Annotated in this window: 20 protein-coding genes; 4 read left to right on the top strand and 16 right to left on the bottom strand. The window is 75.0% G+C overall.

Features of this window, described 5'->3' with window-relative positions; all coding sequences use genetic code 11:
- Positions 1-100 precede the first annotated feature (100 nt).
- Positions 101-1,519 (bottom strand): NarK family nitrate/nitrite MFS transporter, encoded by a 1,419-nt coding sequence (locus tag AC2RP6_RS23495; protein ID WP_486447981.1) that lies wholly within the window; start codon positions 1,517-1,519, stop codon positions 101-103.
- A gap of 270 nt (positions 1,520-1,789) precedes the next feature.
- Between AC2RP6_RS23495 and AC2RP6_RS23490 the strand changes: the two genes are divergently transcribed.
- Both AC2RP6_RS23490 and AC2RP6_RS23485 read left to right on the top strand, forming a co-directional pair.
- Complete coding sequence (locus tag AC2RP6_RS23490; RefSeq protein ID WP_486447980.1) at positions 1,790-2,959, top strand: low temperature requirement protein A; 1,170 nt, start codon at positions 1,790-1,792, stop codon at positions 2,957-2,959.
- 109 nt (positions 2,960-3,068) lie between these two features.
- Positions 3,069-4,316 (top strand): cytochrome P450, encoded by a 1,248-nt coding sequence (locus AC2RP6_RS23485; RefSeq protein ID WP_486447979.1) that lies wholly within the window; start codon positions 3,069-3,071, stop codon positions 4,314-4,316.
- 142 nt (positions 4,317-4,458) lie between these two features.
- Here the strand turns inward: AC2RP6_RS23485 and AC2RP6_RS23480 are convergent, their stop codons facing one another.
- Both AC2RP6_RS23480 and AC2RP6_RS23475 read right to left on the bottom strand, forming a co-directional pair.
- Positions 4,459-4,953: a DUF5949 family protein gene (locus AC2RP6_RS23480; RefSeq protein ID WP_364854633.1), complete on the bottom strand. Its 495-nt coding sequence runs from the start codon at positions 4,951-4,953 to the stop codon at positions 4,459-4,461.
- Positions 4,954-5,010: 57 nt separating this feature from the next.
- Complete coding sequence (locus AC2RP6_RS23475) at positions 5,011-5,613, bottom strand: DUF4352 domain-containing protein (RefSeq protein ID WP_486447978.1); 603 nt, start codon at positions 5,611-5,613, stop codon at positions 5,011-5,013.
- A gap of 154 nt (positions 5,614-5,767) precedes the next feature.
- On the opposite strand from AC2RP6_RS23475, the gene AC2RP6_RS23470 reads away from it, so the two are divergent.
- A complete protein-coding gene (locus AC2RP6_RS23470; RefSeq protein ID WP_486447977.1) occupies positions 5,768-6,205 on the top strand; it encodes a DUF6299 family protein in 438 nt (145 codons plus the stop codon).
- Between the two features lie 42 nt (positions 6,206-6,247).
- Here the strand turns inward: AC2RP6_RS23470 and AC2RP6_RS23465 are convergent, their stop codons facing one another.
- The 5 genes from AC2RP6_RS23465 to AC2RP6_RS23445 form a co-directional block, all read right to left on the bottom strand.
- On the bottom strand, positions 6,248-6,421 hold the full coding sequence (locus tag AC2RP6_RS23465) for a hypothetical protein (RefSeq protein WP_168714568.1): 174 nt from the start codon (positions 6,419-6,421) through the stop codon (positions 6,248-6,250).
- A gap of 70 nt (positions 6,422-6,491) precedes the next feature.
- The gene (locus tag AC2RP6_RS23460) at positions 6,492-8,579 is read right to left on the bottom strand and encodes a SpoIIE family protein phosphatase (RefSeq protein ID WP_486447976.1); all 2,088 of its coding nucleotides are present in this window, start codon (positions 8,577-8,579) and stop codon (positions 6,492-6,494) included.
- A 12-nt stretch (positions 8,580-8,591) separates the two neighbouring features.
- The gene (locus tag AC2RP6_RS23455; protein ID WP_486447975.1) at positions 8,592-8,891 is read right to left on the bottom strand and encodes a hypothetical protein; all 300 of its coding nucleotides are present in this window, start codon (positions 8,889-8,891) and stop codon (positions 8,592-8,594) included.
- 25 nt (positions 8,892-8,916) lie between these two features.
- Positions 8,917-10,221, bottom strand: a complete 1,305-nt coding sequence (locus AC2RP6_RS23450; RefSeq protein WP_486450418.1) for an NAD(P)-binding domain-containing protein — start codon at positions 10,219-10,221, stop codon at positions 8,917-8,919.
- A 78-nt stretch (positions 10,222-10,299) separates the two neighbouring features.
- Positions 10,300-11,697, bottom strand: a complete 1,398-nt coding sequence (locus AC2RP6_RS23445) for a carboxylate--amine ligase (protein ID WP_486447974.1) — start codon at positions 11,695-11,697, stop codon at positions 10,300-10,302.
- 150 nt (positions 11,698-11,847) lie between these two features.
- On the opposite strand from AC2RP6_RS23445, the gene AC2RP6_RS23440 reads away from it, so the two are divergent.
- Positions 11,848-13,494: a glycoside hydrolase family 26 protein gene (locus AC2RP6_RS23440; protein WP_486447973.1), complete on the top strand. Its 1,647-nt coding sequence runs from the start codon at positions 11,848-11,850 to the stop codon at positions 13,492-13,494.
- A gap of 11 nt (positions 13,495-13,505) precedes the next feature.
- Here AC2RP6_RS23440 and AC2RP6_RS23435 read toward each other — a convergent pair whose 3' ends face one another.
- The 8 genes from AC2RP6_RS23435 to AC2RP6_RS23400 all read right to left on the bottom strand — a co-directional run bounded on the left by AC2RP6_RS23435 (position 13,506) and on the right by AC2RP6_RS23400 (position 23,769).
- Positions 13,506-14,648 carry a GNAT family N-acetyltransferase gene (locus AC2RP6_RS23435; RefSeq protein ID WP_486447972.1) on the bottom strand — a complete coding sequence of 381 codons (1,143 nt, stop codon included), beginning with the start codon at positions 14,646-14,648 and terminating at the stop codon, positions 13,506-13,508.
- Entirely contained in the window at positions 14,645-15,412 is a 768-nt protein-coding gene (locus AC2RP6_RS23430) for a YveK family protein (protein ID WP_486447971.1), read from the bottom strand. The genes AC2RP6_RS23435 and AC2RP6_RS23430 overlap by 4 nt, the downstream gene beginning before the upstream one ends.
- 68 nt (positions 15,413-15,480) lie before the next feature.
- Positions 15,481-16,749, bottom strand: a complete 1,269-nt coding sequence (locus AC2RP6_RS23425; protein WP_486450417.1) for a glycosyltransferase — start codon at positions 16,747-16,749, stop codon at positions 15,481-15,483.
- Between the two features lie 5 nt (positions 16,750-16,754).
- Positions 16,755-17,531, bottom strand: coding sequence for a polysaccharide deacetylase family protein (locus AC2RP6_RS23420; protein ID WP_486447970.1), 777 nt, complete (start codon positions 17,529-17,531; stop codon positions 16,755-16,757).
- Positions 17,521-19,149: a murein biosynthesis integral membrane protein MurJ gene (murJ, locus tag AC2RP6_RS23415; RefSeq protein WP_486447969.1), complete on the bottom strand. Its 1,629-nt coding sequence runs from the start codon at positions 19,147-19,149 to the stop codon at positions 17,521-17,523. The genes AC2RP6_RS23420 and murJ overlap by 11 nt, the downstream gene beginning before the upstream one ends.
- Before the next feature lie 533 nt (positions 19,150-19,682).
- Entirely contained in the window at positions 19,683-21,065 is a 1,383-nt protein-coding gene (locus AC2RP6_RS23410) for an O-antigen ligase family protein (RefSeq protein ID WP_486447968.1), read from the bottom strand.
- Positions 21,065-22,585 (bottom strand): exopolysaccharide biosynthesis polyprenyl glycosylphosphotransferase, encoded by a 1,521-nt coding sequence (locus tag AC2RP6_RS23405; protein ID WP_486447967.1) that lies wholly within the window; start codon positions 22,583-22,585, stop codon positions 21,065-21,067. Before AC2RP6_RS23405 ends, AC2RP6_RS23410 begins: the two co-directional genes overlap by 1 nt.
- Entirely contained in the window at positions 22,582-23,769 is a 1,188-nt protein-coding gene (locus AC2RP6_RS23400; RefSeq protein ID WP_486447966.1) for a glycosyltransferase, read from the bottom strand. The genes AC2RP6_RS23405 and AC2RP6_RS23400 overlap by 4 nt, the downstream gene beginning before the upstream one ends.
- Positions 23,770-23,786 lie beyond the last annotated feature (17 nt).

The raw sequence follows: 23,786 nt of genomic DNA, 5'->3' as shown, positions 1-23,786 counted from the left end.
ACCTGGCCTTTCGCGGGGGCCGAAGGTCCTTCGCGCGCTTGTGAAGGCATTCACAAAATAGGGCGGGCGCCGGCCCCCGCGAGGGGCGTTTCATCAGCGGTCAGCTCGGCGCCTCGGCGCCGGGGCGGGCGTAGAACCACCAGGCCACCGCGACGCAGGAGGCGTAGAAGGCCACGAAGCCCCACATCGCGCCCGTCACCGAGAAGTTGGCGAACATCGCCGGGATGAAGAAGAAGCCGTAGGCGGCGATGCCGGCCGTGAAACCGGTGACGGCGCCCGACTCGATCTCCGCCTGCCGCAGGGCGGCCGCGTACTGCGGGGTGCCCTCCGTCAGACCCTTCAGGTGCTGTCCCCGGAAGATGACGGGGATCTGCCGGAAGGTCGAGCCGTTGCCGATGCCCGAGAAGAAGAAGGCCGCCAGGAAGCACAGGAAGAAGCCGCTGAAGGAGCCCTGGTCGGAGCCGGCCGGCAGGAAGGTGATCACGCCGATGATCGAGGCGGCCATGCCCGCGAAGGACAGGATCGTCACGCGGGCGCCGCCCAGCTTGTCGGCGATCCAGCCGCCCGCCCAGCGGGCCAGCGCGCCCAGCGCCGGGCCCATCCAGGCGTAGGCGGCCACGGAGTACGCCGGGAAGGTGGTCTTGATCAGCAGCGGCAGGGCCGCCGCGAAGCCGATGAAGGAGCCGAAGGTGCCGACGTACAGGTAGGTCATCAGCCAGTTGTGCTTGCGCTTGAAGATGATCTTCTGCTGGCTGAAGGGGGTGGAGGCGACCTTCAGGTCGTTCTGCCCGAACCAGGCCACCGCCGCCAGCACCACCAGGACCGGCACCCACACGAAGGCGGCGTTCTGGAGGTAGATCTCCGAGCCGTCCGCCTTCTTCTGGCCCGCGCCGACGGCCAGGACCGAGGAGGTGATCAGGACGGGGGTGAGCAGCTGCACCACGGAGACGCCGAGGTTGCCCAGGCCGCCGTTGATCCCGGTCGCGTTGCCCTTCTCCTGCTTGGGGTAGAAGAAGCCGATGTTGGCGAGCGAGGAGGAGAAGTTCGCGCCGCCGATGCCGCACAGCGCGGCGATCACGACCATCGTGCCGTACGGGGTGGAGGTGTCCTGGACCGCGAAGCCGAGCCACAGCAGCGGGACGATCAGGACGACCGTCGAGAGCGCCGTGAAGCGGCGCTGGCCGATCCGCGGGCCGAGGAAGGTGTAGAAGATGCGGGCCGTGCCGCCGGTGAGGCCGGGGACCGCCGTCAGCCAGAAGAGCTGGGACTGGGAGAAGCCGAAGCCGACGTCCGTGAGGTTGGTCGCGGTGATGCTCCAGACCTGCCAGACGACGAAGGCCACCAGGAGCGCCGGCACCGCGATCCACAGGTTGCGGGTGGCGACCCGCTTGCCGGTGGAGCGCCAGAAGGCCGGATCCTCCGGCGACCACCGGGTGATGGTGCGGCCGGGGCGGTACTGCGCCGGGTCGGCGGCGGGCGGGCGGTGGACTGCTTCCTGCTCCTGCGTGGCGGTGCTCATGGCGGGGTCCTGAACTGCGAGGGGAGTCCTGACATATCCACCTTCCGGTGCGGCGCCCCGCCCGCGGCAGAGGAGAAGGCACCGCGGCCGACGGAACAAGGTCCCGTCCCGCGCGGTGCGTTGGTCCGGGCCGCCGCCCGCCGTACGGCCGCCCCCCGCGGCGCGGTCTCCGCCCACCGCCCGGGGCGCGGCGTCCGCCCGGGGCACAGCCGCCGCCCGGACAGCGCGCCCGACCTGCCGGACGCCGGTTCCTCTGGTCTTCTGGCCGGTATGGCCTACTCCCCCATGACCGCCCGCAGCCGCGAAGAGGACCACCGCACCTCGACACCGCTGGAGCTGTTCTTCGACCTCTGTTTCGTCGTCGCGATCGCCCAGGCCGGCGCCCGGCTCGTGCACGCGCTCGCGGAGGGCCATCCCGGGACGGGGGTGATCGGCTACTTCTTCGTCTTCTTCGGCGTGTGGTGGGCGTGGATGAACTTCACCTGGTTCGCCTCCGCCTACGACTGCGACGACGTGCCGTACCGGATCGCGACCCTCGTCCAGATCGCCGGCGTCCTCGTCTACGCGGCCGGGGTCGCCGAGGCCTTCGACGAGAACGACTGGACGGTCGCCGTCGTCGGCTACATCATCATGCGCGTCGCGCTGACGGCGCAGTGGCTGCGGGCCGCCGCCGGGGAGAGCGGCACCGCCCGCACCGCGGCCCTGAAGTACGCGGCGGGGCTGGTGATCTGCCAGGCCGGCTGGGTGGGGCTGCTGTTCGCGTCCGACGACGCCAAGCGCTGGCTGTTCCTGGTACTGGTCGCGGCCGAGCTGATGGTCCCGGTGATCGCCGAGCGCGGCCACCAGACACCCTGGCACGCCCACCACATCGTCGAACGGTACGGGCTGTTCACCATCATCGTGCTCGGCGAGACCATCGCGGCGAGCACCGTGGCCGTGAAGTCGGCGCTCGACGAGCACGAGGCCCTCGACGTGCTGCTCCCCATCGCCGGGGGCGGGCTGCTGATCGTGTTCGCCGCGTGGTGGATCTACTTCGCCGTACCCATGCACGAGCACCTGACGTCCAACCGCGAGGCCATCCCGTGGGGCTACGGCCACCTGCTGATCTTCGCGTCCGGTGCGGCGATCGGTGCGGGCATCGAGGTCGCGGTCGAGCACGCGGTCGGCAAGGCGCACATCTCCCAGGTCGCGGCGAACGCCGCCGTGATGGTCCCGGCGGCGGCCTTCCTGTTCATGGTGTGGTTCCTGCACTCACGCCACTTCAAGCGCGGCCTCGCCCAGCAGCTCGTGCTGCCGGTCGCCGCCCTGGTCACCCTCGCCTGCACCTGGACGGGGACCCACGCCGTCCTCTACGCCGGCCTCGTCGGGGTGGTCACGGTCACCGTCGGCATGGTCCTGGCCGAGCGGCCGGCCACCCGGACCGGGCAGCGGGCCGGGTAGCGGGACCGTGCGGGGCGGCGGACCGGCCGGACCGTCACCCCCGCGCCCCCGCCGCCGTTCTCCAGCGCAGAACGAGCAGGACGAACCGCCACCGACTGGAGACCCGGCCATGACCCTCCCGCCGCAACGCCACGGCACCGACCCCGGTAGGGAGTTGGCCGAGCCGGGCTTCTGGCAGCAGCCGCCCGCCCACCGGCTCGCCGCCTTCGCCCGTCTGCGCGCCGCCGAAGCACCCGTGTTCGTGCCCGAGGGGGCGGGGCACTGGGCCCTGGTCCGGCACGCGCACGTGCAGGAGGCCAGCCGGCTGCCCAAAATCTTCGCCAGCGCTCCCGGCGTGACCACGCCCGAACCGGCCCGCTGGGTCCGCGCCCTGTTCGGCGACTCGATGGTCAATCTCGACGGACCGGACCACGCCCAGCTCCGGAAGATCGTCCAGCGGGCCTTCACCCCGCGCCTGCTCGCGGCGGCCGAGGCCGACATCCACGCGGTCGCCGCCCGCATCGTGGACGACGTCCTGGCGGACCGGCCCGACGAGTTCGTCTCGGCGGTGGCCTCCCGGCTGCCGCTGGAGGTCATCTGCAACATGATGGGCATCCCCGAGCGCCACCGCGCCGAGATCGCCGACCGGGTCGACCACGCCTCCGAGAACATCGGCGTGGAGCGCGGCCTGGCGTCCCGGCTGCGGATGCCCGGCCGCGGGCTGCGCGCGCTCGCCCGGATGCAGCGGATGGTGGCAGGCATCGGCCGGGAGCGGCGCAAGCACCCCACCGATGACCTGATCTCGGCGCTGGTCTGCGCGAACGTGGACGGACAGGCCCTCGGCGCCCGCCAACTCGGCGCCTTCTTCTCCCTCCTGATGGTCGCCGGGGTGGAGACCACCCGCAACGCCATCACCCACGGGCTGACCCTGCTGACCGATCACCCCGACCAGCGGGACCTGCTGCTCTCGGACTACGAGGCGTACGCGGACGGCGCGGTGGACGAGATGATCCGGCACTCGACGCCGATCATCCAGTTCCGCCGGACGGTGGTCGCCGAACACACCCTGGGCGGACGGACGTTCCGGCCCGGCGAGAAGGTGGTCCTGTACTACGCCTCCGCCAACCGCGACGAGGCGGTCTTTCCCGACCCGGACGCCTTCGTCATCACCCGCTCGCCCAATCCGCACCTGGGCTTCGGCGGCGGCGGTCCGCACTTCTGCCTGGGCGCGCACCTGGCCCGGGTGGAGATGAAGGCGCTGTTCCGCGAGTTGCTGACCCGGCCGGTCGGGCTGCGCGCGGTGGGCCTGCCTGACCTGGCGGGCTCGAACTTCGACAACCGGGTCCGCTCGCTGAGGTTCGCCTTCGAGCGGCCCTGACGGGCCACGCCGCCGGGGCCCGCCGGGCGCCCCGGCGGAGGTCGGAACGGCGGAGGGCGCCCCGGCGGAGAGGGACCGGCCACCGGGCAGGCTGGGAGCCCGGCGGCCGGAGCGGGTGGGGCGGGCCCCGGCGCGCGGGGCGCTACTTCTGCAGGCGCCGCACGGAGAGCACGCAGTGGGCGCTGCCCGTGAGGACCTCCTCGTCGCCCGCGAAGGCCTGCAGGGTCTCCGCGTCGACCGGGCGCCCCGGGACCGCCTCGGGCCATGCGCGCGTGGCGAAGAGGAAGTACGCCTGCCCGCTCTCGTCCGCCGCGGCGACCCACTCGTCGGGGGCGGTGCACTGCGCGTTCATCCCGGGCAGGGTGAGCGCGATCTGGTTGCCCTCCAGCAGGATCTGCACCGGGAAGCCCGCCGGGTTGCGGGTGCCGTCCATGACGACGTCGCCGATGGGCAGGCCGATCTCCTCCAGCAGCCCGCGTGCCGCCGCCTCACCGGCCTCCCGGCCACCCGGGCCGTCGCCCAGCGTGTAGGCGAGGAGGTACGGGATGTCGTGCGCCTCGGAGGGGTCGCCGATCCAGGCGAGCACCGAAAGGGTGCCGAGCTGGGACCGGTCGATTTCGGCTTGAGTAGAAGTCATGCGCCGCACCCTAGTGGTCCCGCGCCCGGGCCTTTCACGAGCCTTCACCCGGGCGGGCTAGACGGCCCAGAATCCCTCTCCGGAATTCGCCCTGATGTTCGCGTCCTGGTATTCGAGCCGCACAATGCGCGCGTTTTCCGGAATTTCGAACACCACCCATCCCTCTGCCCGCTCACCGACCTCCAGGGAATCGAAGACGATCGGTTTGCCGGTCGTCAGTTCACCGGTGGGGATCACGGGGTGGCGCTGCCCGGCGCCGTCGTGCGCCCACATGCGTCCGAGCGCCCCGTACGAGGCACCGCCCACGTTGACGAACGACATCGAGGCGGCCACCCAGCGCTTGCCGGGGGACGGGGCGAAGGCCTTGTCCGCGCTGATCGCGGGGTTCACGAAGGCGCCGAGCACGACCTCCAGGTGGCGTCCGACCTGTGAGCCGTGCACCCGTACGGCGTCACCCACATGGGCATCCTTCGCCCCGGGCCGTACCGGGGCGCCCTCGCCGCCCGGGGCCCCGTCGTCCACCGGGACGGCCGGCGCCGCGGCCGGGGCGAGGGCCGCTCCCTCGGGAACGCCCTGGCAGGCGGTGGCGCCGAACAGCAGCAACGGGAGCAGGGCGAGGGCTGGAAGGGCGGGGAGGGCAAGGAGGGCGGGCTGGCGCATGCAAGATCCCTTCGGGCGCGTATTTCGGCCAGTTTCACGCGCCCGGGCGGGCAATTGCACACAACGACACGAGTGCGCGGAGCGAGTGCGTACGTCCACCTGCCAGCACAATCGTTCCGGCGGAATACCGCCGTCCGCACCCCCTGGAGGAAGAATGCGCATCCCCGCCCGCCGCATGGCCCTGGCGGCCTTCTCCGCACTGGCCGCCACCACGCTGTTCGGCGCTCCGGCCGGCGCCACCGTTTTCAATCAAGGTATTTCCGTACATCACGATGCCTACGTCGCCGCGGACGGCACCGTCACCCTTTCCGGTTCGTACCACTGCGAGCAGGCGTCACCCTCGGGGGCGATGCAGATCAAGGCGACCGTCGAGCACGAGGGCGGCCGGCTGAGCGTCGGCGCGGAGCAGCCCGTGTGCGACGGCAAGGAGCGCCGCTGGGTGGCCACGGCCCCGGGCCGCTGGGTGAACGTGCGCCCGGGCCGTGCGGTGGTCACCGTCGAACTCCAGGAGATCCGCCTCTCGGGCCTGATGCCGAAGTCGGTCACCACGGTCGCCGAGGCCACGGCGGACGTCGAGGTCCGCGCGCACTGAACGGTGCCCGGCACGAGGGGCGCGTCCTCCCGGTAGCCGCCGCTACCGGGACCGGCACTCGGGGGCGACGCCCGTCATCGACATGAAGGCGACCGCCTGGCAGCCGGGATCCGCGTGCGGTCGCCCGGTCGTCCAGTCCACGACCGTCGGCACCCCGGCGGCCAGCAGGAGTACGGCGAGGATGCCGGTCACGGCACCCTTGCTCAGCCTGCGCACAGCGCGTTCCGTTCCATGGCGGCATCATCGCCCCGGCCCCCGCCGCCCACAACTCGGCGTGTCCGGCCGGTCACCCCGCGGCGCGGGAACTGCCGCCGACGTCGAACTCGCACCACACCGCCTTGCCGTCGCCCCGGGACTCCACGCCCCAGTGCGTGGCCAGCGCGTCCACCAGCAGCAGCCCGCGCCCCGTGGTGGCCGCCTCGCCCGGGCTGCGCCGGCGCGGCCACACGCTGGAGCGGTCCTTGACCCACAGCCGGATCCGCCGCACCGGCTCCGGGAGCACCTCCATGGTCAGCACCGCTCCGCCGTCGGTGTGCAGCAGGGCGTTGACCAGGAGCTCCCCCGCCGCGACCTCCACGTCGTCGGCCAGCTCCGGCACGCCCCAGTCGCGCAGGGCCTGGCGCAGGGCGTAGCGGGCCTCGGAAAGGCCCTCCGGGTCGGCCTGGTGGACGTACTGGTGGATGCGCGGTGCCCGGTGCGTGCCGGGGTCGGGAGCCCTGCGCAGCACCAGCAGGGCCACGTCGTCCCCGGACCCCCAGCGCTCCCACAGCCGGTCCGAGAGGTGGTCGGCGAGCGCCCCCGCGCCCTGGGGGCCGCTGCGCACCGCGTGGGCGAGGGCGTCCATGCCCGCGGTGATGGTCGTACCGGGCTCCTCCACGAGGCCGTCGGTGCACAGCACCAGCGTCTCCCCGGGGACCAGGTCGAGCTGGGTCTCGGGGAACTCCTCCTGCGCGAAGGCCGAGGCCAGCCCCAGCGGCAGGCCGCCGCGCACGTTGGGCCAGCCCGTTCGCCCGTCCGTGTGGCGGATCAGCGGGCCGAGGTGGCCCGCGCGCACGGCGCGCACCCCGCCCGTCTCCAGGTCCACCTGGGCGTACATGCAGGTGGCGAACCGCTCGGTGTCGAGCTCGGCGAGGAAGCGCGAGGCCCGCGCCAGGACGGTGGAGGGAGGGTGGCCCTCCCCCGCGTACGCGCGCAGCGCGATCCGCAGCTGGCCCATGATGGCCGCCGCGTGCGTGTCGTGGCCCTGTACGTCGCCCACGACGATGCCGACCCGGTTGCGGGGCAGGGCGATCACGTCGTACCAGTCCCCGCCGACCTCCCGCCCGCTCCACGCGGCGTGGTAGCGGACCGCGATCTCGCCGCCGGAGATCTCCGGGATCCGGCGCGGCAGCATGGCCGCCTGCAGGCCCGTGGCGAACTCCCGCTCCTGGTCGAAGAGGAGCGCCCGCTGCAGGGACTGGGCCACGATGCCGGCCAGGCCCAGGCACAGGTTGCGCTCCTCCGGGCTGAACTCCTCGCGGCGCCGGTAGAAGAGGACCAGCCCGCCGATGGCCTTGGCCTGGGCGATCAGCGGCAGGTAGGCGGCGGCGTCGAACCGGATGCGGTTCAGGTAGTCCGCCAGGAGCGGGAACTCGTCGCCGAGCTCGGTGAGCGAGGTGACGAAACGTGCCTGCCGGGTCAGGACCGCGTGCGAGAGCGGCAGCGACCCGTCCATCCGGGTGAACCGGCGCTCGCTGAGGATCTCCAGCGACTCCCCGCTCAGCGCGATGATCTTCATGGTGCCGCCTTCGACCAGCCCCAGGGCCAGCCCGTCGGCGCCGAGCCGTTCCAGGGCGCCGGCGCCGGTCAGCGCGGCCGTGACGTCGTCGACGGTCACCGCCCGCGAGAGGGCCTCGGTCGTGCGCTGCACGATCGTCGTCTGCTGGGCGCGCGCCGCCTCCAGCTTGCGCAGCAGCGTGGCGTGGGCCAGCTCCGCCGCCGCGTCCCGCACGATCCCGGCGATGTGCAGTGCCTGCCCGTCCCCGTCGCGCACCACCCGGCCCGTGGTGTGCGTCCACTGGTCGCTGCCGTCGCGGCGGTGCACCGTGACGTACGCGCCGAACGTCTCCCCGCCCTCTGCCAGGACCCGTGAGATGGTCTCGCGCAGCCGGGCGGCGTCCTCCGGGCGCATCCGCAGCGCGGCGCCCTCCGCGGTGCCGTCGTACTCCTCCGGCTCCAGGTCGAACACGGCCATCGCGGCCTCGTCCAGCGCCACCGTCCCCGCGCCGAGGTCCCACTCGAAGCTGCCCATGCCGTTCAGCGCGAGCCGCTCCGCGGCGTCGGTCACGGGGGCGCGCCGGGCCGGCCCGTCCCCGTCGCGCTCCGCCGCTGCCACCGTCCGCACCCCCTAACGGCCGGGCCAGCACGGCTGGGAGACCAGCCGCTCCCACTCCTCGTCCGGATGCCCCGGAAGGGTGCGCCCGGCCTCCCGCCAGCGCTTGACGAGGGAGAGGTAGATCGTGGGCTGGTCGGCGGCGGACGCCGTGGCGTACGGGCCCGCATACGGCGCCGGGTACGCCGGGGCCGGGTACGCCTGGGCCGGGTACGGGGGCCGCTCGTGCCCGGCGGGCCGGGCCGTGGCGGACTGTTCGCCGCGGCTGGCGGGAATGCGTACCCAGCCGCGGCCCTGTGCTCGCTCAGCGCTCATCACGGACCCCTTCTCCCCGCGGTTCTCACCGCAGGTACGTCTTCGGATGTCCCGGGGGCGGCACCCCCGCACCCGGTCCCGGCGAACCGGCCGGGACGGACCGGGCGGCACCGGGGGAGCCCGGCCGCGGTCCCCGGGCACCGAGGCGCTTGCGGACTCCTCTCACCAGTCTCCCCGCCGTGAAGCCCGCACCGTGCACGAATCGCATGGAAGGGCCGAATGAGGGAGCCGCCAGCAGCCCCGCGAAGAACAGCCCGGGCCACGAGGACTCGAAGCCGGGGCCCAGCTCCGGGGCCCTGCCGCCGCCGACGGTCGTCAGCGCGGCGCGCAGCCCCGCGTCGAGCATCTCCAGCCGGTCCAGGTCCGGGGCGAAGCCGGTGGCCGCGATGACGTGGGCGACGTCCAGGACCACCGGTTCGCCCTGGGGCGTGGTCAGCCCGAGCCGCGTCCGCTCGCCCACCGGCACGGCCCGGTGCAGCGCGTGCCCGAGCAGCGCCGGAACGCGCCCCTCGAAGCGGTCCCGCAGCCACCAGGCGCCGGCCGGTCCCAGCGCGGTCGACGCGATCCGCTCGCGGGTGGGTGCGGGCAGCCGGCGCACCGCCCAGGGCAGCTCCGACCACACCCAGCTGCGCCAGCCCGTGCCGAGGCCGCTGTGCGGATCGCGCAGGGCGCGCAGCGCGGGCCTGCTCAGCGGCTGCGGGACCGTGTTCCAGTTCAGCCGGGAGCGCCGGGCGACCAGGCAGGGCCGCGCGCCCTGCTCGGCCAGCAGGGCGGCGGTCTCCAGGGCCGCCTGCCCGGCGCCGAGCACGGCGACCTCCCGGCCGGCGAAGCCGGACAGGTCCCGGTGGCCGCTGCTGTGCGAGGAGTGGCCGGGCGGGAGCCCCCGCAGCGCCTCGGGGTACTGGGTGAAGGGCATCACCCCGACCGCGACGGCGACCGTACGGGCGAGCAGCGGCGGTCCCTCGGCGGTGCGGACGCGGAAGCCGTCGCCCTGCGGGGTCACCTCCGTGACGGTCACCTCCTCCACCTCCGGCCCGGCGTGCCGGGCGAACCACATCCCGTACGCGCTGAACGTGCCGATGGGCAGCGGAGTGCCGTGTTCCGCGACCGTTCCGAGGGTGGCGCAGTACTCGGCCAGGGTGTGCCTCCCGTCCGGCGCGGACAGGTTGGAGGACCACGGCTCCGACTTCAGGTACATGCCGCCGGGCATGTGGTCCCGCCACGAGGCCATGGGCCGCCCCAGCAGCCGTACGTCCAGACCGGCGCCGGCCGCGTGTGCGGCGATCGACAGCCCGTACGGGCCCGCGCCGATCACCACGAGATCGTCGATCCGCGTCACGGCCGTTCCTCCACCTCGATCGTCACCTGCGGGGCACCCGTCCGGCCCCGCCCGCCGGGCCGGGCCCGGTCAACGGCTCACCAGTTCGTCCGGCTCGGCCGAAGCCTCCGGCGGCGCGGGGCGGGACACCGGCCCGCCGGCGGTCCCGTCCTGCTGTTCCCGACCGCGCTGCCGGGGCGCCCTGACGACCGCCCGCGCGGTGCGGCGGCCCTGGGCCGGTACCCCGCGCAGGGCCCTCGCCCCCTTGGCCGCGCCACGCCCCAGGAACGCGGCGAGCATCGCCAGGAACGGCCGGACGTCGTCCCCCGCGAACCAGGCCGCCTCGACCCGCCCCCGCTCGGCGGCCCCGCCGTGCCGCGCGGGCGCGGGCACCGGCGCCGGGGAGCGGGGCGGCAGGGACCGGCCCCGCACCGCCGCCAGCAGCGCGTAGTTCTCTGCGACGAACACCCGGCCCGCGCCGCCCGTGGGCTGCGGGACCCGTTGCCCCGTCAGGTCCAGGTACATCGCCTGGACCACGTCCAGTCCGGCCGCGTCCGTGAACAGCCTGAACTGCGCGCCCGGGCGGGGGTTGAAGTCGACCAGCCGGAAGACGCCGCGTTCGTCCCGGCGGAAGTCCAGGTCCAGGATCCCCTGGTAGCCCAGGCGTTCGGCGAGCCTGAGCGCCGCCTCCTCCACCGCCGGGTCGGGCAGCCACCGCCCCACGGCGGTGAGACCCGTACGCACCGGCCAGGACAGCTCCTTGCGGCCCGAACCGGCGAGCAGCGGGCGCCCGCCCCGGGTGAAGGCGCCGTGGAAGAACCAGTCGGTGTCCGGCCCGGCCGGCAGGAACCGCTGGAGCAGCAGCCGGCTCCCGGCCTCGGCGGAGCGTTCGTACAGCCGGCGCGCCTCGGCGGTGGTGTGCACGAGCGTGGTGCTGCGCAGTCCGGCCGCGCCGGTGGGCAGCAACCAGGGCCGGCTCCACTTGGCGATCACCGGCAGGCCCAGCCGCCGGGCCGCCTCCGCCGCCTCCGTACCGCTGGCCGGGACCACGGTCTGCGGGTGCGGTACGTCCCACCGCGAACACAGCCTCGACAGCTCGGCCTTGTCGGCCACGCGGGCGGGCAGGTTGTCGGGCTGATGGGGGATCCGGAAACGGTCGCGGAGCTGCGGGGCGACCCGGGACACGGCGATGGCGCTCAGGTCGTCCATGGCGACGAGCACGGCCGGGCGGCCGATCCGCTCCGACACCCGCGCCAGGCACTCCGTCAGGGCCTCGGGCGCCTCCGGGTCCAGCCCGCCGACGGGTCCGGGATGGACGGCCCGCAGGTACCGCGAACGCCCCATGGGACCTCCCCCGGCCTCGACGACGGCATGGACCTCCACGCCCTTGCGGCCAAGGGATCTGACGGCGCCGAGGGTCCCGTGGTGGAACGGATTGCGGTCGAGTCTGAGCACAACGGCGGGCACATGGTTGGCGAACGCGTGCATGGAAACGGTGTCTTTCACCTAGTCGGACCAAGCGGGGGTGGTGCGCAGCTGCTAATGGCCTACGCGGCAGTCACCGAACAGGCCGTTCGTCAGATGTGATGCCTAACGTCTCTGGCAAGCACACCGATTCGGGAAAGCTCGGGAGACGCCATGCCCAGACCACGCCGCCGACTGGCAGGCACCTGCATCGGCACGGTGACGGCCGGACTGCTCGCCACCGGTGCCGCCCTCGCGACGCCGGACGACGACCGTGCCGGGCACTCCGGCATCGCCATGGGTGCCTATCTCGACTACGGGCCGAACGGCGTGGCCCGGATCGCGCACCTCTCGCGGTGGCTGGGCGGCAAGGACATCCGGGTCGGTCACACCTATCTCCCCGGCGACCAGTGGGCGGGCATCGAGGGCAGGGTGTCCTTCCTGGAGGACTGGGCGCGCTGGCGCCGCGCGGACGACGACCGGATGTTCGTGCTCAACGTGCCCATGCAGGCGCGCAACGAGGCACGGGTGTCCGACCAGGAAGTGGCCCGGCTGATCCGGGCGGGCGCGCGCGGCGAGTACGACGAGCACTTCCGCAGGCTCGCCGAGCGGCTGGTGTCGCTGGGCGTGCCGGACACGGTGATCGTGCTCGGCTGGGAGATGAACGGCATCACCTACACCCACCGGTGCCGCCCCGATCCGGCGAACTGGAAGGTGTACTGGCGGCGCGTCGTGGACGTGATGCGCGCCGTGCCCGGCCAGAAGTTCACGTTCGACTTCGCGCCCAACCGGGGTACGGACGCGATCGGCTGGACGAAGTGCTACCCGGGCGACGACCACGTCGACATCATCGGGATGGACTCCTACGACCAGGCCCCCGGCGAGTCCTTCGACGACCAGATCTCCCAGCCGTACGGGCTCCAGAAACACGTCGACTTCGCGCGGGCGCACGGCAAGGCGATCTCGTACCCCGAGTGGGGGCTGTTCCGGCGCGGGGACAATCCCGAGTACGTACGGCGCATGCTGGGCTGGATCGCGCAGAACAAGCCGCTCTACCACACCATCACCGACTACTGCCCGCACGGCGTGTGGCAGTGCAAGCAGAACCCCGAGTCCACCCGGGTCTTCCGGTCGGCGCTGACGCCCGAGCTGCCCGCTCCGGTGACCCCGACCCCGGTCGTACCCACGCCGGTCGTGCCCACGCCCGTGGTGCCGACCCCCGTGGTGCCCACGCCGGTCGTGCCCACGCCGTCCCTGCCCACGCCGCAGGTCCCGACCCCGGCCGTACCGACCCCCCAGGTCCCGACCCCGGCCGTACCGACTCCGGCAGTCCCGACGCCCCAGGTCCCCACGCCGCAGGTCCCCACCCCGCAGGTCCCCACCCCGCAGGTGCCGACGCCGCAGGTCCCCACCCCGCAGGTGCCGACGCCGCTCCCCGAGCCCTCGACGGCCGAGCCGAGCCCGGCCGTGCCGAGCCCCGAGGTCCCGACACCCGCGGACCCCAGCCCCGGCCCGCTGGAGCCGGACCCCGAGCCGAGCCCCGAGGTCCCCGGGCCCGGCACCCCGAGCCCCGAGGTGCCGAAGCCCACGCCCGCGGCGCCCTCGCCCGTGGCGCCGACGCCCGTCACCCCGAGCCCGGCCGTGCCGAAACCGGAGCCCACGCCGGCCAAGCCGCAGCCGCAGCAGCCGCCGCCGCCGCTGAACAACACGCAGTGGTGCCTCCCGATCAACTTCGGCGAGTGGCTGTCCAAGCTCGTCGGCAAGCAGTCGATCTGCGTCAAGATCGACCTGGGCGAGGGCTCCGGCTTCTGGCCCTTCTAGACCGGGAAGGGTCATCGCACCCGCAGCTCGTTGAGCCGCGCCCGCCAGTCCCTGGCGGCCGGCAGCGCCTCCCGCAGGGCCTCCACCGCCCGCTCGCGCCCCGTCACCTGCGACTCGTGCAGCCGCAGCAGGGGCGCGAGCGCGCCGGTGGACATCAGGAAGCGCTGGTTGACGACCGTCGCCGGCCGCCAGTGGTTCTTGTACGGCTCGTTGCCGCGCAGGAAGCTCACCACCGGCCGGCCCTCCTCCAGCGCCCGCCCGGCCTCGTAGCGCAGCAGCAGCGTCGCCACGTCCACCTTGCGCTCCCGCAGGTCCGGGTCCGCGCCGTAGAGGTAGCCGCCGCTCAGTCCCGCCGACAGCAGCGTGACGTTGGCGGCCACGACCTTGCCGTCCAGCCGGAACTCCGTCAGCCGGCCCTCCCCCGCCCGCACCATCCGCCGGGTGGCCCGGGTCAGGTGCTCCGCGAAGCGGGGCCGCATGTGCTCCGGCGTCACCCCCCGCCCGCGCCACTGCTTCTCGTGCAGCCGGAGCAGGTTCCGTACCGCACGCGGCACCTCCTGCTCGGTGGCTTCGTGCTCCTCGATCCCGGCCGCGTCGGTCTTGCGCAGCTTCGCCCGCACCCGCTGGGCGCCGGAGGCGGGCATCCGCTTGACCAGCTCGTCGAACGGCAGCGTCGGCAGCTCCATGCACGTGGAGTCGGCGAGCCTGCTGCCGACCCCGGGCCACTGCCGGTACAGCTCCTCGGCGGCGGCCCCGGGGCGGACCTCCCGCAGGTCGACCACCGCGCCGCGGGCAGCCCGGTGCAGCCCGTGGGCGAGCGCCGGGACGACCTGTGCGGCGTGCTCGGCGGCCACCAGCACGTCGAAGTAGTCGGTGATCGGGCCGCCGAGGGGCACCAGCAGCGGAAGCGGCCGGTGCACGAGCATCAGGGCGGCCGCGCCGACCAGTTCGCCGCCGCGCCGGACGAGGACGATCCGGAGCCGGCCTTCCTTGCCGTACGTCAGCCACCAGGAGTGCAGCCAGGCGTGGCTCTGGAAGGGGGTGGCGCTGGGACACGCGCGGACGAGCCGGTTCCACGGCTCCTCCAGCGCGGCGAACTGCCGGGGGTCGCGGCACAGCGTCACCGACAGGGCCCCGGCGGAGCCCGAACTCATCGAACGGACTCCTTCTCCTTGGCCGTGGCCGGCTCACCCTGCGCGGGGAGGCTGGCGTACTCCTCGGCCGGGACCGCGGCCCCGTGCTCCGCCGCGGGCCGGGCGCCCGGACCGGCGGCGGGCGTCGCCACGCCGTCCTCGGGACGCCGAGCGCGGCCGGGCCGGGCCAGCAGCCACAGACCGCCGAGCAGCCCGCCGGCGCACAGCCCCACGGCGCCGCTGATGGCGGCGGACGGGGAGGCCGGCTCGGCGGGGGCCACGGCCTGGTTGAAGAGGAGCAGCTGGACACCGGTGTTCTTGGCGGCCTGGTTGCTGCTGAGCGACAGGGCGTCGGCGACCGCGTTGGCGATGTCGGCGGCCTCGGAGGGGCTCGTGGAGGTACCGGTGACGGCGATCATCGGTGACTCGGGGGAGGTCTCGGCCCGCACCCGGGTGCGCAGCTGACGCGCGGTGAGGCCCGCGCGGGGCTGCGCGTAGGCGAGGGTGGAGCTGCTCGTGGCGATACGGGCGTACGCCTGCGCGAAGCCGAGGGCGGTGGCGGGCTCGGTGGTGTCGTCGGGGACGGCGACGACGTAGCTGGTGGCGGCGTACTCGGGAGCCTTGAGCACCCCGTACGCCCCTCCGGCGGCCAGGCCCAGCACGGCGCAGGCGGGCAGCGGCCACCACACGGGGGGCCGGGTGAAGCGCCGCCTGGGCCTCTTCCCGGAGCGGTGGTCCGCCTTCTTCTCCTGCTTCTCGGACTTCTTCTCGGCGCTGTCGGCCATGGTCGTGCTCGCTTCCTGGAGGGAGGTGGGTTCCTGCGGGTCCCGGCGGGACCCCTTCGGGTAGGGGGTCAGGCGCCGGCGCCGGGCGTCTGCCGGGGGGCGCCGGGCCCGGGCACCGGCAGCCCCGCCGGCGGTCGCGGGGCGGTGTCCGGTGCGGGGCTCCGGTCCGTCCCCGCCGTGCTCCGGTCCGGTCCCGCCGCGCCCGGCGCGACCGACGAGAGGGCGAGGTCGTACACGTCCAGCAGCCGGCGTGCGCTGCCCGCGATGTCGTAGCGGCGCACGACCGGCGGCGGGGGCAGCCGGCGCGCGCCCGCCTCCATGTGGCCGCGCAGTGCCGCGACGAGTTCCTCGGTGCCGGTGCCGATGCGGCGGGCGCCGGGGGCCTGGGAGGCGGGCAGGTCGTCGATGGCGGGACAGGTCACGTGCAGGACGGGGAGTCCGGCGGCCAGGGCCTCCACGACCGCGAGCCCGAAGGCCTCCTCCCGCGACGGCGAGACGAAGACGTCCATGGCGGCCAGCAGGGCCGGGATGCCGGGGGTCCGGCCGTCGGCGCTGTCGCCCAGCGGGTCCCGCTCCCCGAGCAGGTGGATCCGGCTCTGCGCGCCGAGTTCGGCGGCCAGCCTGCGCAGCCCCGCCCGTTCCGGGCCGTCCCCGGCCAGCAGCAGGTGCGCGCCGGGCAGCGCGGCCACGGCCCGGACCAGCACGTCGAAGCGCTTGCCCGGGACCAGCCGGCCGACGCCGCCGACCACGAAGGCCCGCTCGGGCAGCCCGGTGCGGGCGCGGGTGGCCCGGCGGACGCCCTCGTCGAAACGGAAGCGGACGGCCTCGATCCCGTTGGGTACGACGTGGACCCGGGCGGCCGGCACGCCCCACCCCTCCAGCCGGGCGGCGACGGTGTCGGAGACGGCCACGGTCGCCGCGCCCAGACGTTCACTGGCCAGGTAGAGGGCCCGGACCCCGCCCGAGAGCGGGCGGCCCTCGATCTCGCCCTCGCCGAGGGAGTGCTCGGTGGCGACGGTCGCCCCGGTGCCCGCGAGGCGGGCCGCGATGCGCCCGTACACGCAGGCCCGGTACAGGTGCGTGTGCACGAGGTCGTACCGGCCGCGCCGGATGAAGCGCACGAGCCGGGGCAGCGCCCCCAGGTCCCGGTTGCCGCGCATCCCCAGGTGCACGACGCGTACCCCGTCGGCGCGCAGCCCCTCGGCCACCGGGCCGGGGTTGGTCAGCGTCAGCACGTCGCACCGCATCGGCATGTGCCTCAGCAGCAGCCGCAGTTGCTGCTCGGCGCCGCCGACGCCGAGGCCGGTGATGACGTGCAGTGCCTTGACCGACTCCATCGACTTCACCGGAACACCGCCCGTCGCAGCTCGCGGACCTGGTGGCGCAGGTGCTTGGCCCGCAGCCGGACCCCGCCGTCGGCCTGGCTCACGTGCGTGCGCGGCAGGGCGTGCGGGCCGGCGAGCCGCCCGGGGTCGATGGCGCAGGCGTAGCCGTAGCCGGCCGCCCGGACCGCGTCGACGACGCGGGCGTCGAGGTGCCCGTACGGGTAGCAGAACCCCTCGGGCAGGGTTCCGGTCAGCTCGCGCAACAGGTCGCGGCTGCCGCGCAGTTCCTGCTGGAGGACGTCGTCCGCGGTCGCGGTGAGGTCCTGGTGGAGCAGGCCGTGCGAGCCGATCTCCACTCCGGCGGAGGCGACGTCGCGGATGCCCTCGGCGGTGAGCAGGGACTTGCGCGGCCCGAGCGGGTCCCACACGTTGTCCACGCCGAGGCGCCCGGGCAGGACGAAGAGGGTGGCGGTGCAGTCGTGGCGGCGGAGCAGCGGCAGCGCGTGGGTCAGGAAGTCGGTGTAGCCGTCGTCGAAGGTCAGTCCGACCAGCCCGGCCCCCCGGCCCGTCGCCCGGGCCCGCAGCAGCTCGCCGACCGACACCCCGCGCAGGCCCCGGGAACGCAGCCACAGCAGCTGGGTCTCCAGGGCGAGGGGGGTGACGGTGATCCCGTACGGGTCCTCGGCGGGGTCGGTGAACTCGGCGACCGAGTGGTACATCAGGACCCACGGCGGGGCGGTCCGGCGGGCGGGGGCCACCGCGGCGGCGGGAGCCGTGTCGGTGTCAGCGGACATTGCGGAACCTCTGCGTGAACTGGGAGATCTGAGCGGGCAGGGCGGTGATTTCGAGGGCGCGTATGGCCGTGCCGGTGGCGCAGAACATGGCCGGGACCAGCAGGCAGCCGAGGGCCGCGCTGAGCAGCGGGTCGGGGACCATGGGTCCGGCGATCCACCCGGTGGCGCAGGCGGCGCCGGCGGCCACCGCGAGCCGTCCGATACCGCCGGCGACGCGGCGGACGTGGATGGCGATGATCCGCGGGCCGAGTCCGGTGAGCAGCAGGGCGGCGGTGGTGGTGATGCCGGCGGCGTTGGCGGCGGCGATCCCGTAGGTGCCCCACCAGCGGACGGCGAAGGCTCCGGCCACGACGTTGACGAGCAGTCCGGCACCCATCGCGAGCGCCGGGAACCAGGTGGGCCGGGCGGTCGAGAAGAAGGGCCGGGACAGCGCCCCGACGAGGCAGTGGCCGAGCAGTCCGAGTCCGTAGACCCGCATGACGGAGGCGGTGGCGAGGGTGTCCTGGTGGCTGAAGGCGCCGCGTTCGAAGAGGACCTGGATGATCTGGGGGGCGTAGCCGATGACGAGCGCGGTGCCCATCAGCACGGCGAGGGCGGCCAGGGCCAGGTCCTGCTCGACCCGCCGCCGCGCCTTCTCGCGCTCCCCGGCGGCCATGGCCTGGGCGACGACGGGGAAGGTGACGGTGCAGATCATCAGCGACAGCACCATCGGCATCTGCGCGACCTTCTGCGCGTAGTTGAGGTGCGAGATCGCCCCGGAGGGGAGCGAGGCGGCCAGGAACCGCTCGACGAGCACCTGCGACTGGCGGAAGACGGCGAAGAGGATGACCGGGGCGATGACCCCGAGGGCGATGAGGGTGGGGCGGTCGCGGTCGCGCTGGCTGCGCGGGGCGGCGGCGCGCTTGGCCCGCGGCGGGCCGAAGCCCACGTGGCGGACGAAGGCGGGGAGTTGGACGAGCGCCATCAGCAGCCCGCCGACGGCGACTCCCGCGGCGGCGGCCCGCACGCCCCACAGGGTGTGCAGGGCCACCATGGTCGCGATGATGCCGATGTTGTACGAGACGTAGATCGCGGCGGGCGGTACGAAGGAGCGGTGCGCGCGCAGCGCCGCGCTGAAGTAGCCGGCGATGCCGAAGGAGAGCACGGTCAGCGCCGTCAGGCGGGTGCATTCGACGGCCAGCCCCGGGTCGGGCAGGCCGGGGGCGAGGACGGAGACGACGGCCGGAGCGGCGACGACGAGGACGGCGGCGACGGCGGCCAGGAAGACGAGGAGCCGCGGCAGGGTCGCCCCGACCAGCAGCCGTACGGGGTCCTGGGCCCGGGCCTCGGTGCGGGTCAGTCCGGCCCGGGCGGCGGCCCGGCGGGCCAGGGCGTGGCTGAAGGCGGGGACCATCAACAGCGCCATGGCGTCCTCGATGAGCAGCGTCGAGGCCATCTCGGGGACGGTCCAGGCGATGAGGAAGGCGTCGCTGGCATGGCCGGCGCCGAAGAGGTGCGCGATGGTCTGGTCGCGCACCAGCCCGAGCAGGGAACCGGCGGCGGTGAGCCCGGCGGTGACCGCTGCGGCCTTGGCCAGGAACCGCCCCAGCGGTGCGCCTGCGGCGGGCTCGGCGGACATCTCGGGGTCGTTCCCCCGTGAGCCGCGCCCGAACCGGTTCCCGTCGGGAGCGGAAGCCGCGGAAGACGCGGGGGCCGCGCCGCGGCGACGGGCGGCACCGCGGCGGCCCCCGCCCGGAGCGGCGGAAACGGCAGGCTCCCCCGCGCGGCGCTCGCCGTCGAACGGGCCGCCGCCGGGTACGGCGGGTACGGCGGACTCGGCGCCGAGCCGGCCACCGGCCGCTGCCCGTGAGGCTCGGGGCGCGCCGGCGGAGCCGCTCGCGACCCGCGCCGCCACCCGTACCCCGCGGCCCGCGGGGGCCCCGCCCGGATATCCGACGGAGCCGAAGCGCGGTTCCCGCACTGCGGGATCGCCGCCCGGCAGGCCTCCGGCGACGAAACCCGGGTCCGCCGGCCCACGTCCGGCGCGGCCGCGCCGGCCGGTGGACGTCGGGCCCGGCCCTCCGCCCAACGGGACGGGCGGGGGCGGCGGGACACGGGAGGGGCCCGCCCCGGCCGGGGGGCCGGGGGCGGGCCGCCAGGGCGTGGCGCCCGTCACCGGCCGCTCGAACTCTCGGGGGCCGGGCCCCCGCGCAGCGGCCCCGCGTCGCCCGGGGAAGGGCCCGGGGAGGCGAGCGCCCACCAGGCCGCCAGGCCGATGATCACGCCGGTCAGGACGGTGGACGGGCCGCCGATGTCGGCGTAGAGGAAGTCGGTCAGCTGCCACACGAACAGTCCGGTCGCGATCAGCCCGCAGTCCCGCATCCGCGCCCCCGTGCCGGAGGCGAGCCGTCGCAGTCCCGCGACCAGCAGCGCCGCCCAGCCGCCGACCAGGGCGAGCAGCCCGATCAGGCCCTGCTCGCTCAGGATCAGCAGGTACATGTTGTGCGGGGAGAGCAGCGGCTGGCGGATGTACGCCTGTCCCGCGCCGGCGGTGTCGCTGCCGGAGGAGAGCCCGAGCGAGGCGTGGCCGTCACGGTGGGCGGGGAAGCCCTTGAGGCCCACCCCCGCGGCCGGCCGCTCGCGCCACATCGACTCGGCGGCGGCCCACATCGTGTACCGGTCGGTCACCGACTGGTCGGGGGCGCTGGAGACCTGCGTGATGGAGGTCAGCCGCTCGGCGACCATGTCGGAGCCGACGCCGAGCCCGCCCACCAGGACCACCCCGGCTGCGGCCAGGGCGGCGAGGACGGTGAGCGCCCGCCGGATCCCGGCCAGCGCCATCACCAGCAGGGCCGCGCAGAGGGTGGCGATCCAGGCGCCCCGGCTGAAGGACAGCACCAGCGGCAGGACGAGCACCAGGGCACAGCCCGTGGCGATCCGCCGCAGACGGGGCGGCACACCGGGCGCGAGGGCGGCGGCGGTCGCGACGACCAGCCCGTAGGCGACGACCGTCGCCATGCCCATCACGTCGCCGGGGCCGAAGGTGCCGACGGCCCGGATGTCCTCGCCCTGGTAGGAGGCGCCCGTGTGGGTCGCGTACTGCACGACTCCCACCGCGCCCTGCACCAGGGCCAGGACCACGAAGCAGCCGGCCGCGATCCGGAACTCCCGCGCGTCGCGGACCAGCAGCACCACGGCGGCCGGGACGAGCACGAAGACCTGGAGGTAGCGGACGAAGCCCGGCAGGGCCGCGTACGGGTCCCCCGCGGTGACCGTGGCGACCGCGAGGCCGACGGCGGGCGCCCCGAGGACGAGGACCCCCAGCGGGGTCAGCGCCCGTACCCGGCCGCGCAGCGCCTGCACGGCGCAGACCAGGACGAGCAGCAGCGAGGCGGCGTCGGCCGGGCCCACCTTCCCGGAGGCGGTCGCGTCCCCCGCCGGGAGCGGGGCGAGCAGGAACAGCACGGTCGCGGCGAGCGGCAGCAGCGGCCAGTGCCGGCGCAGCATGCCCGGGACGTCCGGCCGGGCCCAGTGGTGGGGGGCGGCGAGGCTCATCAGCTGCCCCCCAGCCGGAAGCGGAAGAAGGAGGCCGCGGTGCGGGCGAGGATCCACAGGTCCTGCCACAGCGACCAGGTGTCGATGTAGTGGTTGTCGAAGCGGGCCCGGTCCTCGATGGAGGTGTCCCCGCGCAGGCCGTTGATCTGGGCGAGGCCGGTGATGCCGACGGGCATCCGGTGGCGGGCCTCGTAGCCGGGGTGGACGGTGGAGAACTTGGCGACGAAGAAGGGCCGTTCGGGGCGCGGGCCGACCAGGCTCATGTCACCCCGGACGACGTTCCACAGCTGCGGCAGCTCGTCGAGGGAGGACTTGCGCAGGAAGGACCCCACCGGGCTCATCCCCCGGTCGCCGGCGACCGTCCAGCGGGTGGCGGCCTCGTGCGCGTCGGCGCGCAGCGTACGGAACTTCAGGAGGGTGAAGGGGCGACCGTAGAGGCCGACCCTCTCCTGACGGAAGATCACACCGGGTCCGTCCCACAGCCGGACGGCCGCGGCGCAGAGCAGCATGACGGGCGCCGCGGCGACCAGGGCGACCAGGGCGAGCGCGGAGTCGAGGACGCGCTTGGCCCAGCGCTCCAGGAGCCGGGCCGGGCGCGGCAGCAGCGGCTGGACGGCGTATCCCCACAGCTGGTCGGCGGGGTGGGCCAGCCGCATGCCGGTGATCTTGGCGGTGCCGGCCGGGTCCGCGAGCCACAGCCGGCAGCCGTGGTCGTGGAAGAGCCGGACCAGGGAGGCGGTGCGCTCGTCGGCTTCGGGCGGGCGGGTGAACACCGCGTGCCGGACGGAGTTCTGGATGACCGCGCGCCGGACGTCCTCGTGGGTGGCGAGGAGCGGGAGGGCGCCGGTGTCGGCGTCGGCGGCGGCCGCGGTGTCGGCCAGCCCGACCGGGCGCAGCCCGAACTCGGGGCGGTTGTGCAGGGCGGCGGCCACCGCGCTCGCCCCGGCGCCGGGTCCGACGACGAGGGTGGAGGCGGGGTGGCGCACGGCGGCGCGGCGGTGCAGCTGGTTGGCGAGGCCGCGGCCGGCGCAGACCAGCACGGCCTGCAGGCACACGGCGGTCAGCAGGACGCTCCAGCCCATGGCGCGGGCGGGGGTCAGGGCGGCCGTGACGGCGGCCGCGGCGCACCACAGCACGGCGGAGCGCCCCACGAGCGCCGGGAGTTCGAGGACGGCGGAGGGGGCGAGCCGCGGCCGGTACAGGCCCGCCTGCGCGTGCAGTGCGACGAGCAGGGCGGGCAGCGCGGCGGCGACGGGCACTGCCGCCGGGGCGGGCAGGGTCGCCGCGGTGAGTACGGCGGCCAGCGCGTCGGCGGTGAGCAGCGGGAGCACCCGGCTGCGGCGGCGGACGCGCCGCGGCCGCAGGGCGGACCGGGCCTGCTCGGCCCGGGGCCCGCGCGGCGGGTGGATGGCGGTCGCGGAGCGGCGGGTCGCCGCGTGGGGCGCGGGCGCGAAGGCGCTGCCGCCGGGCCCTGTGCCGCCCTGCCCGGTGTGCCGGGCGGGTGCGCTGTCCATCGTCATCGGCTGATGCGCTCCTGGTTCAAGGGCCGGGGCCTGCCCAGCAGTTCGTGGTACAGGCCGCTGACCGCGTCCGTGGTCCGCCGCACGTCGAAGTCGGTCCGGGCGTGCTGCCGGGCCTGCTCCCCCAGTGCGGCGAGGAGCCGCGGCTCGGCGAGCAGCCGTCCCAGGGCTTCGGCCAGCGCCGTCGGGTCCTCCGGCGGTACCAGGCACTGGTGTCCCTGGCCGGGCGGCAGGCTCTCCCGGGCACCGCTGACGTCGGAGACCAGGACGGGCCGGCCACAGGCCATGGCTTCGAGCGGGGCGAGCGCCATGCCTTCCCACCGCGACGGCAGTACAACGAGATCGGCGGCCCGAAGCCACGGTCGGATGTCGGTGGCGGCGCCGGCGAAGTGCACTCCCGGCGGGGCGGTGCGCCGGAGCCGTTCGGTGTCGGGGCCGTCCCCGACGAGGGCGAGACGGGCCGTGGGGACCGTCGCGAGCACTTCGGGCCAGGCCCGCAGCAGGATGTCCTGCCCCTTCTGGGCGCAGATCCGGCCCGCGCATACGGCGAGCGGGCCGTCGGGCGGGAAGGAGGGCGGCAGCGGCAGGGCGGCGCGGGCCTCGGCCCGGTCGCGGCCGGGGTCGGGCGCGCCGGGCCGGAAGTGGTCCAGGTCCACGCCGTTGCGGATCACCGTCCAGCGGGCGGTGATGCCCTCGGTCTCGCCCGCGCGGCGTTCGGCCTCGCTGACGCACAGCACCCGGTCGGCCCACCGGGCCCCGTACCGCTCCCAGCGCAGGGCGAGCGCGGCGGTGGCTCCGCCGACGGCGTCGAAGGACCAGGCGTGGGGCTGGAAGACGGTGGGCAGCGTTCCGCGCGCGGCGAGGCGTCCGGCCAGGCCCGCCTTGGCGCTGTGGGCGTGCAGGAGGTCGGGCCGGACGCGGCGCAGGAGCCCGCGGGCGCCGGCGAGTTCGGCGGGAAGGCGCGGGCCGGGTGACCGTCCGGCCCGCCAGGTCAGCACCTCGGCCCCGGCCGCCCGGGCCGCGTCGCCGAGCGTGCCGCCGGGCGGGCAGCCGACGACGGCGCGGATGCCCTCGGCGGTCTGGGCTCGGACGAGGTCGGTGACGACCCTGGCCACACCGCCGTCGACGGGCTGTACGAGGTGGAGGACGGTCGTGGGCTGTGCCGCCCGGGAGTGCGTGGGCACGTGGAGTGGTCTCCTGC

This window comes from Streptomyces sp. WAC03905 (genome assembly GCF_057371075.1).
The sequence above is the reverse complement of the archived record's forward strand: the minus strand, read 5'-3'. Positions and strand labels throughout refer to the sequence as shown.

Excerpts from the sequence above, each read along its gene's own strand:
- AC2RP6_RS23495 (WP_486447981.1), bottom strand. The coding sequence starts at position 1,519 with ATGAGCACCGCCACGCAGGAGCAGGAAGCAGTCCACCGCCCGCCCGCC.
- AC2RP6_RS23490 (WP_486447980.1), top strand. The coding sequence starts at position 1,790 with ATGGCCTACTCCCCCATGACCGCCCGCAGCCGCGAAGAGGACCACCGC.
- AC2RP6_RS23485 (WP_486447979.1), top strand. The coding sequence starts at position 3,069 with ATGACCCTCCCGCCGCAACGCCACGGCACCGACCCCGGTAGGGAGTTG.
- AC2RP6_RS23480 (WP_364854633.1), bottom strand. The coding sequence starts at position 4,953 with ATGACTTCTACTCAAGCCGAAATCGACCGGTCCCAGCTCGGCACCCTT.
- AC2RP6_RS23475 (WP_486447978.1), bottom strand. The coding sequence starts at position 5,613 with ATGCGCCAGCCCGCCCTCCTTGCCCTCCCCGCCCTTCCAGCCCTCGCC.
- AC2RP6_RS23470 (WP_486447977.1), top strand. The coding sequence starts at position 5,768 with ATGCGCATCCCCGCCCGCCGCATGGCCCTGGCGGCCTTCTCCGCACTG.
- AC2RP6_RS23455 (WP_486447975.1), bottom strand. The coding sequence starts at position 8,891 with ATGAGCGCTGAGCGAGCACAGGGCCGCGGCTGGGTACGCATTCCCGCC.
- AC2RP6_RS23445 (WP_486447974.1), bottom strand. The coding sequence starts at position 11,697 with ATGCACGCGTTCGCCAACCATGTGCCCGCCGTTGTGCTCAGACTCGAC.
- AC2RP6_RS23440 (WP_486447973.1), top strand. The coding sequence starts at position 11,848 with ATGCCCAGACCACGCCGCCGACTGGCAGGCACCTGCATCGGCACGGTG.
- AC2RP6_RS23435 (WP_486447972.1), bottom strand. The coding sequence starts at position 14,648 with ATGAGTTCGGGCTCCGCCGGGGCCCTGTCGGTGACGCTGTGCCGCGAC.
- AC2RP6_RS23430 (WP_486447971.1), bottom strand. The coding sequence starts at position 15,412 with ATGGCCGACAGCGCCGAGAAGAAGTCCGAGAAGCAGGAGAAGAAGGCG.
- AC2RP6_RS23425 (WP_486450417.1), bottom strand. The coding sequence starts at position 16,749 with ATGGAGTCGGTCAAGGCACTGCACGTCATCACCGGCCTCGGCGTCGGC.
- AC2RP6_RS23420 (WP_486447970.1), bottom strand. The coding sequence starts at position 17,531 with ATGTCCGCTGACACCGACACGGCTCCCGCCGCCGCGGTGGCCCCCGCC.
- murJ (WP_486447969.1), bottom strand. The coding sequence starts at position 19,149 with ATGTCCGCCGAGCCCGCCGCAGGCGCACCGCTGGGGCGGTTCCTGGCC.
- AC2RP6_RS23410 (WP_486447968.1), bottom strand. The coding sequence starts at position 21,065 with ATGAGCCTCGCCGCCCCCCACCACTGGGCCCGGCCGGACGTCCCGGGC.
- AC2RP6_RS23405 (WP_486447967.1), bottom strand. The coding sequence starts at position 22,585 with ATGACGATGGACAGCGCACCCGCCCGGCACACCGGGCAGGGCGGCACA.